The organism is Cellulosilyticum sp. I15G10I2 (assembly GCF_900095725.1).
Taxonomy (GTDB): Bacteria; Bacillota; Clostridia; order Lachnospirales; family Cellulosilyticaceae; genus FMMP01.
In genome coordinates this window covers 70,369-85,878 of record NZ_FMMP01000009.1, presented here as the reverse complement: position 1 = coordinate 85,878, position 15,510 = coordinate 70,369, and the positions used below count along the sequence as shown (strand labels likewise).

General features: G+C 32.9%; 17 protein-coding genes, 1 pseudogene and 1 other annotated feature. All 18 genes and pseudogenes read left to right on the top strand.

All coding sequences use genetic code 11. From position 1 onward, the window contains the following. Positions 1-21: 21 nt before the first annotated feature. The 18 genes and pseudogenes from BN3326_RS09050 (at position 22) to rplA (ending at position 15,278) form a co-directional block, all read left to right on the top strand. Positions 22-1,302, top strand: a complete 1,281-nt coding sequence (locus BN3326_RS09050) for a UDP-glucose dehydrogenase family protein (RefSeq protein WP_069998871.1) — start codon at positions 22-24, stop codon at positions 1,300-1,302. Continuing rightward, positions 1,290-2,594 (top strand): glycosyltransferase family 2 protein, encoded by a 1,305-nt coding sequence (locus tag BN3326_RS09045; protein WP_069998870.1) that lies wholly within the window; start codon positions 1,290-1,292, stop codon positions 2,592-2,594. The genes BN3326_RS09050 and BN3326_RS09045 overlap by 13 nt, the downstream gene beginning before the upstream one ends. A 57-nt stretch (positions 2,595-2,651) precedes the next feature. Next, a complete protein-coding gene (locus tag BN3326_RS09040) occupies positions 2,652-3,605 on the top strand; it encodes a glycosyltransferase family 2 protein (protein ID WP_069998869.1) in 954 nt (317 codons plus the stop codon). 89 nt (positions 3,606-3,694) lie between these two features. Beyond that, positions 3,695-4,879, top strand: coding sequence for a polysaccharide pyruvyl transferase family protein (locus BN3326_RS09035; protein ID WP_069998868.1), 1,185 nt, complete (start codon positions 3,695-3,697; stop codon positions 4,877-4,879). A 49-nt stretch (positions 4,880-4,928) separates the two neighbouring features. Continuing rightward, a complete protein-coding gene (locus BN3326_RS09030) occupies positions 4,929-6,053 on the top strand; it encodes a Coenzyme F420 hydrogenase/dehydrogenase, beta subunit C-terminal domain (protein WP_069998867.1) in 1,125 nt (374 codons plus the stop codon). 87 nt (positions 6,054-6,140) lie between these two features. Beyond that, positions 6,141-6,968 (top strand): aldo/keto reductase, encoded by an 828-nt coding sequence (locus tag BN3326_RS09025; protein ID WP_242875975.1) that lies wholly within the window; start codon positions 6,141-6,143, stop codon positions 6,966-6,968. 531 nt (positions 6,969-7,499) lie between these two features. Then, positions 7,500-7,676: pseudogene (locus BN3326_RS22885) on the top strand (DapH/DapD/GlmU-related protein); the annotation flags it as partial. Between the two features lie 357 nt (positions 7,677-8,033). Then, a complete protein-coding gene (locus BN3326_RS09015) occupies positions 8,034-8,402 on the top strand; it encodes a DUF8042 domain-containing protein (RefSeq protein ID WP_069998865.1) in 369 nt (122 codons plus the stop codon). 1,025 nt (positions 8,403-9,427) lie between these two features. Beyond that, positions 9,428-9,808: a flagellar protein FlaG gene (locus tag BN3326_RS09010; protein ID WP_069998864.1), complete on the top strand. Its 381-nt coding sequence runs from the start codon at positions 9,428-9,430 to the stop codon at positions 9,806-9,808. A gap of 12 nt (positions 9,809-9,820) precedes the next feature. Further along, positions 9,821-11,356 (top strand): flagellar filament capping protein FliD, encoded by a 1,536-nt coding sequence (fliD, locus tag BN3326_RS09005; protein WP_069998863.1) that lies wholly within the window; start codon positions 9,821-9,823, stop codon positions 11,354-11,356. A gap of 2 nt (positions 11,357-11,358) precedes the next feature. Beyond that, entirely contained in the window at positions 11,359-11,730 is a 372-nt protein-coding gene (gene fliS, locus BN3326_RS09000) for a flagellar export chaperone FliS (protein WP_069998862.1), read from the top strand. Positions 11,731-12,140: 410 nt separating this feature from the next. After that, positions 12,141-12,491, top strand: coding sequence for a flagellar protein FliT (locus BN3326_RS08995; RefSeq protein WP_069998861.1), 351 nt, complete (start codon positions 12,141-12,143; stop codon positions 12,489-12,491). A 12-nt stretch (positions 12,492-12,503) separates the two neighbouring features. Beyond that, complete coding sequence (locus BN3326_RS08990; RefSeq protein WP_069998860.1) at positions 12,504-12,935, top strand: hypothetical protein; 432 nt, start codon at positions 12,504-12,506, stop codon at positions 12,933-12,935. 133 nt (positions 12,936-13,068) lie between these two features. Then, the gene (gene rpmG, locus BN3326_RS08985) at positions 13,069-13,221 is read left to right on the top strand and encodes a 50S ribosomal protein L33 (protein WP_069998859.1); all 153 of its coding nucleotides are present in this window, start codon (positions 13,069-13,071) and stop codon (positions 13,219-13,221) included. A gap of 35 nt (positions 13,222-13,256) precedes the next feature. Further along, positions 13,257-13,436: a preprotein translocase subunit SecE gene (gene secE, locus BN3326_RS08980; protein ID WP_069998858.1), complete on the top strand. Its 180-nt coding sequence runs from the start codon at positions 13,257-13,259 to the stop codon at positions 13,434-13,436. 16 nt (positions 13,437-13,452) lie between these two features. Beyond that, positions 13,453-13,971 (top strand): transcription termination/antitermination protein NusG, encoded by a 519-nt coding sequence (gene nusG, locus BN3326_RS08975; protein ID WP_069998857.1) that lies wholly within the window; start codon positions 13,453-13,455, stop codon positions 13,969-13,971. A gap of 115 nt (positions 13,972-14,086) precedes the next feature. Continuing rightward, positions 14,087-14,512, top strand: a complete 426-nt coding sequence (gene rplK, locus BN3326_RS08970; protein ID WP_069998856.1) for a 50S ribosomal protein L11 — start codon at positions 14,087-14,089, stop codon at positions 14,510-14,512. Between the two features lie 73 nt (positions 14,513-14,585). Continuing rightward, complete coding sequence (rplA, locus tag BN3326_RS08965; protein ID WP_069998855.1) at positions 14,586-15,278, top strand: 50S ribosomal protein L1; 693 nt, start codon at positions 14,586-14,588, stop codon at positions 15,276-15,278. A gap of 57 nt (positions 15,279-15,335) precedes the next feature. Next, positions 15,336-15,482: a sequence feature (ribosomal protein L10 leader region), on the top strand. Positions 15,483-15,510 lie beyond the last annotated feature (28 nt).

The window sequence follows — 15,510 nt, the reverse complement described above, 5'->3', positions numbered from 1 at the left end:
GTTTAAGATAGGAGGAGTCGTATGAAATATACAGTAACTGTATTTGGGCTTGGATTTGTGGGGCTGACTACGGCCTTAGCGTTTGCAGAAAAAGGAAATAAAGTATATGGTTTTGATATAGATAATGAGAGAGTAAGTATGATAAAATCTGGAAAACTTCCATTTATAGAACCAGGACTTGATAAGGCTTTAATTAGACATATAGATAAAAATTTTACAGTTACAAGTGATGCAGAAGATGCTGCTAAAAATAGTGACTTTATATTTTTGTGCGTTGGGACTCCTTGCGGGGAAAATGGAGAAGCAGATCTTAAGTATATTTATTCTGCAATAGATATGTTTTGGGGTGTTTTAAGTGATGATAAATATCGAGTTATTGTTGTAAAATCTACAGTTCCGCCATCTACTACCTCAGAACGAGTAACACCATATTTGGAACAAAAAGGATTATTTAATAGAGAGACTTTTAGTGTTGCTAATAATCCGGAATTTTTACGAGAGGGTTACTGTTGGGATGATATGATGAATGCTGATCGAATAGTTTGTGGCATTTCTGATGAAAAAGGAAAGCATATGCTACAATCACTATATAGTAGTTTTGATACACCTTTTTTTGCTGTATCACTTAATACTGGTGAATTTATAAAATATTTATCCAACACTCTTCTTGCAACGATGATAAGTTATTCAAACGAAATGTCAAAAGTTGCGGATATTATAGGAGAGATTCAAATTAAAGAGGCTTTTAAAGTATTACATTTGGATAAGCGATGGAATGGATGCAATATGTCCTCTTATGTTTATCCGGGTTGTGGTTATGGCGGATACTGTTTACCAAAGGATACTCAAGCTATGTATGCCAAGGCACTAGCAAAGGGATATGAACCAATGATACTTAAAAATGTTATTAAAATAAATGAGACCATGCCTGAATTTATGGCAGATAAGATAATGAGTGTTTCTAATAAAGAAGATAGGATAGGAATACTTGGATTATCCTTTAAGCCAAAATCAGATGATGTTAGAGATAGTTCTTCCGCTAAGATTATTAAACTTCTAATTGCGGCTGGATACACTAATATTCTTGCATATGATCCAATAGCAAATGAAGCATTTGCAAAAGCATATAAATTTAATGGAGTAAATTATTATAAAAGATTAGAAACCTTATGTGAGGAATCGGATATAATTGTTTTAGCTACTGCTTGGGATGAATTTAGAGATATTAATAAAAACTATAAAGCAAAGAAAATTGTTGATTGTAGATATTTTTTGGGAGGTGATACTACTTGCCACTTTTAAGTATAGTAATACCCGTCTATAATGTGGAAAACTATTTAGACGAGTGTATTAATAGTATATTAAATCAGAATTTTGATGACTATGAAGTGATACTAGTGGATGATGCCTCAACAGATTCAAGTGGTAGAATGTGTGATGAATATGCTTCAAAATATAAAAATATCACAACAATACATCTTGAAGAGAATTCTCTTCCGGCAGGAGCTAGAAATGTAGGTATTAAAAATGCAATAGGTAAATATATACATTTTTGTGATAGTGATGATTGGTATATAAAAGATAGTTTTTTAAATATTTCAGAAGTTTTAAAAAAGAATAGCCCAGATGTACTTGTAGGTCAGTTTATTTGTAAGCCCGAGAGAGGGGCTTTTCTTTGTAATGATGTCGATTTTAATTCTGAAATATTTAGAAATCCAGATTCAGATATCATAGTAGAACATTTCTTGAGTTTCCCAAAATTCACCTGTACTACATGTAGATTTATAATAAATCGTGATTTTTTAATTAAAAATGATCTCAAATTTCTAGAAGGATACCATGTAGAAGATGAGGAATGGTTTCCTAAGGTAGTATGTTATGCTCAAAAATTTTCTCTTATTAAAGAACCATTTTATTGTTACCGACCTAGAGCAAATGGGTCGATTACGTCAAGTAAGACGTATTTGCACAGCAAGGCACACCTTGTGCTTGCAATGAGATTATTAAATTTTGCAGAAGAAAAAAAGTATGAAAGTATTAGAAGGCAATATATTATCTCGAGAGTTACATTTCTATTAGGACTATTTGCAACGCGGTGTGATACATTTGATTTAGATCAAATTCAGGAGCTATCAGTAGTGATCGAGGATAATATAGATGTAATTAAAGCGATATATAAAACATCTCCAGAAATAGAATTATTTGATTTTGTATGTAGGCATGGGTCATATATGGGATTGTATCTTTATCAAAAAGATGTGATTGAGAGAACATTGGAGATAGTAGCAGGTAAAGATGACAAGGATATATATATATTCCCTACAGGATATAATGGTGAGGGGACTGCTCGAATTCTAAAAAGTGCAGGATATAATGTAAAAGGATTCCTAGATAATAGCCATATAAAGGAAGGATGTATAATTGACGGAATACAAGTATATTTACCCTCTGTACTTAAAGGAATCTCCATGAATAAGATGAAGAATATATTTGTTATAGTTTCAATTCAACAAAAGGATATATCAGAGATATTAAAAAAACAGTTGAAAAGTTTAGGATTAGGTGAATCTCAATTTGATAATAGGATATATTAGTTATTAAATAGGGGGAAGGGATTAGGAGTTTATAGAAATACTAGGGAGAAATTAAATATGTTTAATAATTTACCAATGATTAGTGTTATACTTGTAACTTATAACAGAATGAATTATCTTGCTCGGGCGTTAGAAAGCGTTCTTTCACAGACGTTTTCTAATTTTGAAGTTATACTCATTAATAATGGTTCAACAGATGATACCGCATCAATATGTAAAAATTATACTCAAAAGGATAATAGAATAAAACTAATTAGCATTTCAGAAAATCAGGGGGCATCAGTAGGTAGAAATTTAGCTATTGATGCAGCCTCATGTGAATACATATTAATTGTTGATGATGATGATTTTTGTGATGCTAAAATGTTTGAACATCTTGTTAATCTTATTACTAGATATGATGCTGATATTTCAATATGTGGAAGTTTAAATGACTTTGGGAATAGATTAGAACCATATTTTATATTTGATGAGCTGATTGTATTAGATAAAATACAGGGACTGGATGAATTATTAAAGCGGGAAAAATATAATGTAGCACCACCGACTAAGCTTTTTCGTAAAAGTCTGTTTGAAGGTTTAAGATTTCCGGTAGGAGCACTTGTAGATGATATTCATATTATCTATAAAGTATTTTCTAATGCGAATACTATCGTTGCTCAAGGAACACCCTTGTATCATTTTACAAAACATGACAATAATATGACAAGTTTTATACAGTCTAACAACCTTTCGGCAGATTTATTAAATGAATACCTTTTAATGTATAGAGAGCGTACAGAATATCTTTCTGAAAAGATTCCTTTAATTAAACCTAGGGCAAGGTACTCAGAGTGGTCTTATATGATTTCAATGTGTGATAAGATTGTGCGGTATCAATGTGAGGGATGCGAACAACCTTTAGCACAGATGGTACAACAATTAGAAGAAAATTATAATAATATCTTAAAATCTCCATTTACTACAGTGAATGAAGCAAAGACTTTAAAAAAAATTTTACACAGGATATAAATGAAATATCAACTCTCATAAATAATTAATAGTAGTAATGTTGATAAATAAAGAAGATGCAATGTGACAATGAAGAGGTGGAGAGTGACATGAATATTTGTTTTTATGGTCACGGAGGAAGTGACAACCATGGATGTGAAGCATTGGTGCGTAGTACATATGAAGTTTTAAAAAGCTACAGTCCAATTATGACGTTATATTCACAAAATAAAGAAATGGATTATAAATATGGCTTAGAGAGCTTCTTATTTGATATTGTACAATATCATCGGTATTTTAAAGAGAAAACTATCCCTTATATGATTAATTTCATATTGAGATATGGTTTTGAATGTAACACGTATTATTATAGATATGCTAATGAGGCATTGTTGAGAAATATTAAACAAAATTCAATCTATTTTTCAATTGGTGGGGATAATTATTGCTATGGCAATTATTATAAAAATTTGGCATATATAAATAAAAAACTATCCCAAAAAGTGAAAAATGTCCTGTGGGGGGTATCGATTGAAGAAGATGTTATTATTAAACCAGAAGTTATTGAAGATTTAAAACGATATTCATTGATTACTGCCAGAGAAACAATGACGTTCAATGCACTTCTAAAAGCAGGTATTTCTAAAAATACACATCTTATTCCAGATACGGCATTTATACTGCCGACAGTCAATTTAGAACTGCCAGAAGGATTTATTGAAGGGAAAACAATAGGTATTAATTTGAGCCCGTTGGTGCAAAGGTATGAGATGAATTCAGATATGGTATATAGAAACTACAGAAAATTAATTGAATATATAATAAAACAAACTAATAAGCAAGTAGCCTTAATACCTCATGTTGTGATTGAGGATAATAGTGATCTAACCCCACTTACGGAGTTGTTTAATGAATTTAAACATACTAAGCGGGTAGTATTAATTGAAGATCATAACTGTATGGAGCTGAAAGGATTTATCTCAAGATGTTGTTTATTTGTTGGGGCCAGAACACATGCCACAATAGCGGCATATTCGACATATGTACCAACACTTGCAGTGGGATATTCAATAAAGGCAAAAGGGATTGCAAAGGATTTATTTGGGGATTATAGCCATTATGTGGTTCCTGTTCAAGAGATGAAAAACGATAGTGAGTTAACTAAGGCATTTATATGGATGTTGAAACGCGAAAATGAGATTAAGGATTATCTAGAAAAGACTGTTCCTAATTATATAAAACCAATTGAAAACGTGATAGGTTTGATAGAGGAATTGGGTTGTGAAAAGAAGTAGATGCTATCAAATATATATTTAGTTATAAATAATAAAGTTGGTGACATAAGTGATAGATAAAATAGAAAAAATTTTATGTACAGGATGTAATAGTTGTGCTAATGCATGTCCCTTAAAGGCTATAGATATGATAACTGATGAAGAAGGTTTTTGGTATCCTAAAGTACAAGAAAAGTGCAATCAATGTGGTATTTGTATATCAAAATGCCCTTCCTTAAAAAGGAAAAAAAGTAACTATGCAGATAATCCAGATGTATTTGCTGCATGGAGCAAAGATGAACATATTCGATACCATAGCACTTCGGGAGGCATGTTTACTGAATTGGCAAATCAAATATTGCAAGATGGTGGATATGTTGTAGGCGCACGATACATTAACGAGTTTATGGTAGAGCATGCTATTATTAATCACCCGTCAGATATTCATAAGTTAAGGCAATCGAAATATTTACAAAGTGATATAAGTAATATGTATGAGCAGGTATTGAAATTATTAGAAACTGAAAAAAAGATATTGTTCTGTGGGACACCATGTCAAAATGCGGGTTTAGCAGCATTTTTAGGTAAACCACATTTAAACTTAATCCAATGTGATTTTATTTGTAGAGGCGTCATTTCTCCCATGGTGTATAAAAAGTATTTAGATATGTTAGAAAACCGCTATGAACAACCTATAAAAAAAGTGATTTTTAAAAATAAGTCGCGTGGTTGGAATGGATTTTGTACATTAATAGAATTTGAAAATGGACAACAGTATATTGAAGATCGGAATCATGATTTATACATGGTGGGATATTTAAAGTATAATCTATATTTACGACCGTGCTGTCATAAATGCCAATATAAAGAATTACCGAGAGTTTCAGATATTACTTTAGGGGATTTCTGGGGCATTGGAAAGACTAGGCCACATTTAGATGAAAATAAAGGAACATCTGTTGTTCTTGTGAATTCTAATAAAGGAGAAGCATTGTTTGGCAAACTGGGATGTAAGATTGTATCTGAACAATGTACAATTGATGAGGTTATAAGAGGCAATGCCTGTTTGCTTGAAAGTGCTCCTAGGGGACAACAACGCCATAAGTTTTTTGAAGAACTTACCACAAATTCTTTTGATCAAGCTTTTTTCAAAGCAGTGCATCAGAAAGATGAAACAAAAATGAGTGACAATTAATCTAACATATGAATTTTAAGGGATTCTAAAGCATGTTATAATATCATCAAAAAAGAATAAGCAGTGATGGAGAGGGGATGTGAGATATTGAAAAAATTTATTTTAAATAATGGGATTGAAATGCCTGTAATTGGGCTAGGAACATATCCGATGAATGGCAATTTACTCATTGAGACCATGTTGAAATCTATAACTTATGGATATAGAAGTTTTGATACGTCGTCTGCTTATCAGAACCATGAGTCTATTGGTGAGGCGATTCGATTATGTGATAAAAATCGCGATAAAATCTTCATTACTACTAAGTTAAGTAATTCGCAACAGAGAAGCGGTAATGTTGAAGGAGCATTAAAAAGAAGCTTGAGCATTTTAGGACTAAAATATGTCGACTTGTACTTAATACATTGGCCGGAAACAGATCACTATTTGGAGTCATGGATTCAAATGGAGAACTTATATAAACAAGGCTTGGTACGTGCTATTGGCGTATGTAACTTTCATGAACATCATCTAAAAAGTCTACTAAATATTGCTAACGTGATACCAGCAGTAAATCAAATTGAGTTACATCCTTGCTTAACTCAGAAACCATTAACCCGTTTTTGTGAAAGCTATCAAATACGCGTTGAGGCATACTCTCCTTTGGCTAGAATGCATAGAAAACTCGTAGAAAACCCTATACTTCTTCAAGTGGCAGATAAATATAAAAAATCAGTTCCTCAAATTATATTGAGATGGAATTATCAAAATGGAATTATTTCAATTCCCAAAACGCAAGATTCAAAAAGATTGAGAGATAATATTTCTATTTTTGATTTTAGTCTATTGCCAGAAGAAATGGCAGCGATAGAAGCTATAAATGAGGACTTCAGAGTAAGGCATGATCCGGATAACTGTGATTTTTCTAAATTATAGTTTGCTAATATTAATAGTTATTTCTCATAAAAGGAGACGAGGTCATTGGAACTATTAAAAAAGAAAGTAAAAGCCCTACAGAACTTTTTTCAAATGAAATATATATATTATATTAGCGGTAATTATTTATCAAATAAATTTATCAAAAAAGGTGGTCGAGTTATCCCATATAAAAACACTATATGGGAACTTAAAAACAGTTCAAAGATTATATTAGAAGGGAAATTAGTACTTAATGCCTGTAAATTAAAAAAATCTAAAGCTGAGATGTTACTTAAGATAGGAGAAAACTCAATATTAGATATAAAGGGGAATTTTTCATTTTACTATAATTGTGATATAAGTATTTTTGATGATGGAATATTAACATTAGGTTCAGGTTATGCCAATTATGGGGTTCAAATACGGTGTTCGAATAGCATCACTATCGGGCACAAGGTAGCTATTGCTAATAACGTAGTGATTATGGATAGTGATTTTCATGATATTATTTATTCGGACGGATCTAAAAGCTCTAAGCAGTCGCCTGTAGTTATTGGTGATAGAGTATGGATTGGGAGAGAGTCCATTATTTTAAAGGGAGTTACGATTGGGGATGGGGCTGTTATTGGTGCGCGATCAGTAGTAACTAAAGATGTTCCGGCAAATTGTATTGTAGTTGGAAACCCAGCCAGAGTTATCAAGAAAAATGCAAAGTGGATTCCATAACAATGGTAAAATATCACTTAGCATCTAAATTAAAATATATAAGAGAAAGAAGTAAATCGAAAATGCGTAGCCTTAGCTATAAACTTATTATAGTTTAATACTATTAGTAATTTCAGAAAAAAATATTATACCAGAATTAAAAGTAAATCAATTAATGTAATCGAAGTTAATAGATAGTGTAAAAGAATCTTCGTATTGTAAGAATTTGGTGATCGGAATAGTAGTAATACAGTAAGAGCTTGTACAACAAATTATAATTTATAGTTGAATAGTTCTAAAAAATTAGTATTTTCTAGTAAAGAAGTCAATGTAAAGTTTAAAGTGTTGGTGCTCATAAATCAATAAGGAGGAATGGTAATGGATAAATACTATGATGTTATGGAAAGACTACTAGAGCTCTTAAATACACTAGAGGAAGGAATTCTACATATTCAAAGTCAACTAAAAGAATTACAATATGAAGAAGCTTTATTCATTTTACAAGATGTAATGGAAGGAATAGCAAGTATTGAAAATGCTTTAGAACCTATGGCATCTAATCTTGCAAAAAATAATATAAAAGAATTAGAAAATGACTTAATAACGGCTATTGCTAAAACAGTAGCAAGTTATGAACAAGAAAATGAAATTAACTTAGAAAAACAAATAGAGCAAGGTGTTACACCGACTTTCATGAGGTGGAAAGAAGAAATAGAAGGGATACTACAGCCCTATATTATTTCGTAAAGAGTATACATGGAGGCAGTTAAATGTCTTATATTAACAATACACTAGTAGTTATACTTGACATTTTAGGAATTCAACTCTAATAGAGAATAAGACTATGAAAAATATACTAAAACATAAGAAACATTTTTAGTCAAGAAGTAGAAATGAACACATATGGGGGAAAGCAGACTGATGTTATTTTGATAGATTAATGTGCTTTACTGAAGATATAAAGTGAAGTATACCTTTATAAAATGAGGGGACTATCAGTTGAGGTATTGGCTCAGCTGTACTTTTTTATAGGATTATCAATTAGAGGAGCTATGTTTTGCGGTGAAAATCATAGGATTATAAAAATGTATTTGATAAGTCTAGTATTTCAAAAGTTTGTATTTATAACTTTACTTTTATGAAATGTGTTAGCTGAGGGACAATTATGGTGGACATAGAAACTGAGAAGATAATTGATATACTAGATTCAAGAGAATTTAAGATTGGTGTGAATGATTAAAAACATATACTGATATAACTGTAATTTCAAGAGATGGTTCTTTTAGCTATGCGGCAGTAACAAAAGAAGCACAGCCAAAAGCAATTCAAGTGATTTGCAAATTCCAGTTTCTCAAAAACCTAACAGATTATTGTAAATAATACTTTGTGAGGGTACTAAGTAGTAAAGCTGAATTAAATCACAATCAACAATATCTATAGAATTAAACAATAAGATGAAATAAATGTAGAAAATAGTATTTAAGAAATGAAATAGGTGATAAGGATTTAAGCACCAAGAGTAATAAATGCGTGTATGTCGACATCAACCTAAATAGAAGGGGCAGCATTGGAGCATAATGAATAGTATATGGGATTTAGAGTGGAGAAAAACAAAGAATTCGAAGGGATAGGGGAGAAGATTCTAAAAAAGTTATGCATAATAGTAGGACAGTATTAATAAATAAAAATAATGGTCGATATATTATACATAGATTATTAAGTAATGTAAACATATATAAACTATGAAAAATTTAATAATATTTGGAGGGATTATGAAAATGGGCATACAAGGTTTGGGGAATGTAGCACCACAAAAATCATATCAAGCAAGTAATAATCAATCAGAAGCAATGACCAAACATGAAAGTAGAATTACGCAAAAGGCAATGAATAACTTTCAAGAAGATATTAAGTATATACCTAACGTTCAAGAAAAAACTGTAATTGAAACAATAGAAAAAGCTAATAAAAGTTTTGAAGGAAGAGATAAAGAACTGGCGTTTTCTGTACATGAAAAAACCAAACAAATTATGGTGAAAATAATTGATAAAGCAACAAAGGAAGTACTTAAAGAACTTCCGCCAGAAAAAATATTGGACATGGTAGCTTCGATGTGTGAAGCAGCAGGCATCTTTGTAGATGAAAAAAGGTAAGGAGGAACATTTATGGCAGTAAATAGTATTAGATTTTCAGGATTAGCATCAGGGCTTGATACTGAAGCCATGGTAAAAGCATTGCTAGGGACTGAACAATTAAAAATTAATCGTCAAAAGCAACAGCAAACTCTTTTAGAATGGAAAAAGGATGCTTGGAAAGATATGAATTCTCAAGTTAACACATTTTTCACCAAATATGTAGACAAAATGAGGCTGAAATCAACATTTAATAAGACAGCTGTAACAGTATCTAATCCAAGTGCCATATCACTAGATAAAAACATTACTATTCCTGAAGGTAATCATACAATTGAAATTCAGAAGATGGCGACCAAGGCAACGGTTAACACCAAATCAATAGGGATAGATGATAAAAATAAAACTTTAGATGAGGTAGGGATAGTCGGAAATAAAGAAATTACAATAGGGATAAATGGCAATGCAAGTGTTAATATAGCTATTTCAAGTACCACTAAAATCCAGGATCTAGAGACGGAGCTCCGAAAAGCTGTTGGTGAACTTGATGCAAGTGGCAACAAAGTAAGTAATCCAGAAGCAACTGTAAAGTTTGATACCGTACTTAAAGGATTTATTATATCTAGCACACAGACAGGAAAAGACAAAAGTATAACAATAGGAGGCGACCAAGATGCCCTAAAAGCTTTAGGGATTGGGTACACTTATGCTGATGATGAAGATGTTGTGGGGACATTTAAAAGTGATTATAAAGGAACCAGTGCAAAAGTAGTTTATAATGGGGGGGTGACAGTCGAATCCACTACCAATAGTATAGAAATAAATGGTATAAAGTTTACTATTACAAGTGAGACAAGTGAGAAGATTACCATTAATTCTATTAAAGATATAGAAGGTGCTGTAAATTTTATTAAGGATTTTGTAGATGAATATAATAAATTAATTGAAGATATTAATACCAAAGTTAACGCAGAAAAATCACGTACATACAGTCCACTCACAGATGAGCAGAAAGAGAGCATGAATGAAAGTGATATTACAGCATGGGAGAAGAAAATAAAAGACTCGTTATTCAGTAATGATACACAGCTTAAAGCATTAAGGGATACTATGCGAGGGATACTACAGGATGTTGATAATGGTAGAGATGTTTATACAAGTCTATCTAGTATAGGGATTACTACGAATGATTGGAGAGAACAAGGGAAGCTTTATATAAATGAGGATAAGTTAAGGGGAGCTATTAATGAAAATGCAGATGCAGTGATAGAATTATTTGCAGGGAAATCTGCGGAGGGGACGACGATTAAAGGGATTGGAAATAAGTTGCATGAGTCTTTCCAATCAATGATTAAGGGGATAAGTAATGTTAAAAGTTATGGTTCTTTCTATCACGATATTATCGATAGAGAGAAATTAATAGGTGTTAATAAACAGATTGATAAATTACAGGATAGATATTCAAGATTAGAGAATATGTACTATGCTAGGTTTACAGCAATGGAGAAAGCTTTAAGTCAGCTTAATAGTCAAAGCAGCTGGTTATCACAACAATTAGGAGGAATGTAAGTATGGCCAATCCTTATGCGCAATACCAAACAAGTAGTATAATGACAGCTTCACCAGCAGAACTTACATTGATGCTATATAATGGAGCAATTAAGTTCTGTAATCAAGCGATAGAAGCTATAGAAAAAAAACAACCTCAAGAGAGTCATAACTATATCTTAAGAGCTCAAAACATTATCGAAGAGCTAAGAGCAACCTTAGACACTAAATATTCTATAGCTTCTGAAATGGAGGCTATATATATTTTCATTTATCAACTTTTAGTAGATGCTAATATAGAAAAAAGTATTCAAAAACTTCAAGATGCGGCAGATTTAATTCGTGAATTTAGAGATGTGTGGCAAGAGGCTATGAAAGTAAAAAAACATGCGTAGCAGTTTTTATATCCTAAAATAGCGATAATCTTTAAGTCTTTTTGTCATGGATTAATAAAGTAAGTATATGAGGTATAATTATTAAGTGCAGCTTAGGCTGCACTATTTTGCTTCATATAATTTATGAAGAATAGAGCATTAATTGATGGACTTAAATGGACGATATATATTAGAGATTAGTAACGAGTAATTTAACATGGTAAATATATCTACAAAGAATAGCTTGGTGAGTGGGGATGCTTTTTGACTCGACTCGGGTTTGGCTGTGGGGAGGCGGGAGAGGCAAAAAGTATCCCCACTCACCAAGCGGACCTCGTATATAACCTAGTCCATTAGTTTTAAGTATTAATGTATTTTTTACTCCTTAATTAGAGTAAAAGAACTATCCTATTTAAAAGGAGGTTTACACAATGAAAAAAGACCTACTGCTACAAATGCTAGAAGTCACAAAACTTCAGCAGACAGCACTAGAAAGCGAAGATATTGACCAATTTCAAAGCCTTATGCAAACGAAACAAGTTATTATAGATCAAATCGATCAATTAACAAATGCGGTGCCTCGTGTATTAGAAGAGGCAGACAGAGAGATATTATTAGAAATAGCAAAAATTGATCAACAAAACCAAAAAGAATTTAACATGCAGCTTGATGAAGTCAAACTTCAGCTGCGCAAAATAAGACAGCTTAAAAAAAGAGATACGATGTATTCGAACCCTTATGGCATGTCACAAGAAGAAGGCTTATTTATTGATAAAAAATAAGGAGTGAAACCTATGGAGGAGTTAGTAGGATATTTAAGTCAAATTCAAGCGTTACTAGAACAAGTGTATACCATTACTGATAATCAAACGACTATTTTGCTGGCTCCTATGGATACTAAAGAAGAAGAGAGTAATGCTTTAGATATGATTGCTCAGATGGCAGATTATAAAGATGAGCTTACAGAAGAGCTTAATAAACTTGAGTTGGCTTTTCAGCAGAAATATGATGAGCTAAAAGAGGTTGTTAAATATGAAGCAGATCTACATGAGCTTAAACGCTTAGTTGCTGCCATACTTGAGGCTAAACAAGCCATTATAGAACATGAACAGAGTAATCTACTTCTCCTGCAAACGCATTCCAAAAAGAAGCTGGAAAGAGTCCAGCTGCCTCAAAATCCTAAAGAAGCGGCAAATGCCTACAAGAAGCAGCAGGGAAAAACCTAATTTTTACAAAAAACATCCAATAATAAAGCTTGACGACCCGTTTAAGAGTATGATATATTTAACTTGTACCTAAATAGGTCTTTTTTTTATGGCAATTTTTAAGAGATTTAACTTAAGGTGGAGGTGTCAAAACGTGAGAGTACAAATTACTTTAGCTTGTGAAGATTGCAAGCGAAGAAACTACACCATGACAAAGGATAAGAAAGCACATCCAGACCGCATGGAAACAAAGAAATATTGCAGATTCTGCAAAACACACACAGCACACAAAGAAACTAAAAAATAAGTTGTGTGAAAGAATACCCAGGGAGGAAGTGGATTATGATAGAGTTTTTAAAAGATTTTGCTGGAGAAAGCAAAAGAGTTGTATGGCCTAACAAACAAGAACTTATGAAGATGACATTTAATGTTATTGTACTATCTACTATAGTTGCACTTATCATTTTAGCTATGGACTTCGTATTAAGCGAAGGCATGCTTTTATTACAAGGATTAATATAATAATGGAGGAACAAATATGGAGAAGGCAAAGTGGTATGTAGTTCATACATTTTCGGGCTATGAAAACAAAGTAAAAGCTAATATAGAAAAAGCGATTAAAAATCGAAATATGCAAGAACTCATCCATACTGTAGAAGTTCCTTTGCAACAAGAGATAGAAGAAAAGAACGGTGTGAAAAAGACCGTTCAAAGAAAAACATTCCCTGGCTATGTACTAGTTAAGATGGTAATGACAGATGATACCTGGTATGTCGTTAGAAATACCAGAGGTGTTACAGGATTCGTAGGGCCAGACTCCAAACCAGTTTCACTTTCATTAGAAGAAGTTAAGAATATGGGAATAGACACGCTCGTACTTGTGCCAACTGTTCGAGTAGGAGATGCTGTCACATTACTTACAGGAGCTTTTGAAAACTCCGAAGGTATTGTAAAAGAAGTTCACCAATCCAAAGGTACTGTAGTAGTATCAGTAAATGGATTTGGTCGTGAGTTCCCAGTAGAGATAAGTATGACTCAAATAGAGATACTTGTCTAAGGAATCTACACACAATGATTGTAGGCTTCAATATATTACAAAAAGTTAAAGTATGAACGCGCGAGTGGGAGGGAATTCCCCGCGAATACCACATTTTTTTAGGAGGTGCGCTTAAATGGCGAAAAAAGTTACAGGAATGATCAAATTACAAATTCCAGCTGGGAAAGCAACTCCAGCTCCACCAGTAGGTCCAGCACTTGGTCAACATGGTGTAAATATCGTAGGTTTTACAAAAGAATTCAATGAAAGAACAGCAAAAGATGCAGGTCTTATTATCCCTGTAGTTATTACAGTATATCAAGACAGAAGTTTTTCATTTATTACGAAAACTCCACCAGCAGCAGTTCTTTTAAAGAAAGCTTGTAAAATCGAATCAGGGTCAGCTAACTCTGTTAAAACAAAAGTAGCTAAAATATCTAAAGATGAAGTTCGCAAAATTGCAGAACTTAAAATGCCTGACTTAAATGCAGGCAGCATTGAAGCAGCTATCAGTATGATTGCTGGAACAGCTCGTTCAATGGGAATCGTAATCGAAGAATAATTAAAATTTAAAGGCGCGTATATATTTACGTGGGAGGGCTTAGTCCCCGATAATACCACAAGGAGGTAAAGTCATGAAAAGAGGTAAAAAATATATTGAAGCTTCTAAGCTTGTAGATCGCACTAGCGTTTACGATCCAACAGAAGCATTTGGACTTGTACAAAAAACATCAATTGCAAAATTTGATGAAACAGTTGAAGCCCACATTAAATTAGGTGTAGATAGCCGTCATGCAGACCAACAAGTTCGTGGTGCGGTTGTATTACCACACGGTACAGGTAAAACTCATAGAGTACTTGTATTTGCAAAAGGACCAAAAGCTGATGAAGCATTAGCTGCTGGTGCAGAACACGTTGGCGGGGAAGAATTAATCCCAAGAATTCAAAATGAAGGTTGGTTAGATTTTGATATCGTAGTTGCAACGCCAGACATGATGGGTGTTGTAGGTAGACTTGGTCGTGTACTTGGACCAAAAGGCCTTATGCCAAATCCAAAAGCTGGTACAGTTACAATGGATGTAACAAAAGCAATTAACGAAATCAAAGCTGGTAAAATCGAGTACCGTCTTGACAAAACAAATATTATCCACGTTCCAATTGGTAAAGTTTCTTTTGGTGCTGAAAAATTACAAGACAACTTCCACACGTTAATGAGTGCAGTTATAAAAGCAAAACCATCTGCTGCAAAAGGTCAATACCTACGTAGCATTTCTGTTTCAACAACAATGGGTCCTGGTATTAAAATCAACCCAATGAAAGCAGAATAATTTAAGATTCGATAAACGTTGACAAGTTGTTATAATGATGTTATAATAACAGACGTTGACAAATTAAATACTGTACCGCAGACAGTAGGTGCCTGAGTCTTAAGGCATAACGTATACAACCTACCGAGGTCTATCGATAAATGGACGGATGTATCGCCACTTTGCCTGCGGATTTGAGAGCAAAGTGGCTTTTTTCTATTAAGAAGTGTGGACAACCTATAAGATTCAGTTT

Coding starts and splice junctions, on each gene's coding strand:
- fliD (WP_069998863.1), top strand. CDS start 9,821: ATGGCAGTAAATAGTATTAGATTTTCAGGATTAGCATCAGGGCTTGAT.
- BN3326_RS08990 (WP_069998860.1), top strand. CDS start 12,504: ATGGAGGAGTTAGTAGGATATTTAAGTCAAATTCAAGCGTTACTAGAA.
- BN3326_RS09050 (WP_069998871.1), top strand. CDS start 22: ATGAAATATACAGTAACTGTATTTGGGCTTGGATTTGTGGGGCTGACT.
- BN3326_RS09010 (WP_069998864.1), top strand. CDS start 9,428: ATGAAAATGGGCATACAAGGTTTGGGGAATGTAGCACCACAAAAATCA.
- BN3326_RS09035 (WP_069998868.1), top strand. CDS start 3,695: ATGAATATTTGTTTTTATGGTCACGGAGGAAGTGACAACCATGGATGT.
- rplK (WP_069998856.1), top strand. CDS start 14,087: ATGGCGAAAAAAGTTACAGGAATGATCAAATTACAAATTCCAGCTGGG.
- BN3326_RS08995 (WP_069998861.1), top strand. CDS start 12,141: ATGAAAAAAGACCTACTGCTACAAATGCTAGAAGTCACAAAACTTCAG.
- BN3326_RS09015 (WP_069998865.1), top strand. CDS start 8,034: ATGGATAAATACTATGATGTTATGGAAAGACTACTAGAGCTCTTAAAT.
- BN3326_RS09040 (WP_069998869.1), top strand. CDS start 2,652: ATGTTTAATAATTTACCAATGATTAGTGTTATACTTGTAACTTATAAC.
- nusG (WP_069998857.1), top strand. CDS start 13,453: ATGGAGAAGGCAAAGTGGTATGTAGTTCATACATTTTCGGGCTATGAA.
- rplA (WP_069998855.1), top strand. CDS start 14,586: ATGAAAAGAGGTAAAAAATATATTGAAGCTTCTAAGCTTGTAGATCGC.
- secE (WP_069998858.1), top strand. CDS start 13,257: ATGATAGAGTTTTTAAAAGATTTTGCTGGAGAAAGCAAAAGAGTTGTA.
- fliS (WP_069998862.1), top strand. CDS start 11,359: ATGGCCAATCCTTATGCGCAATACCAAACAAGTAGTATAATGACAGCT.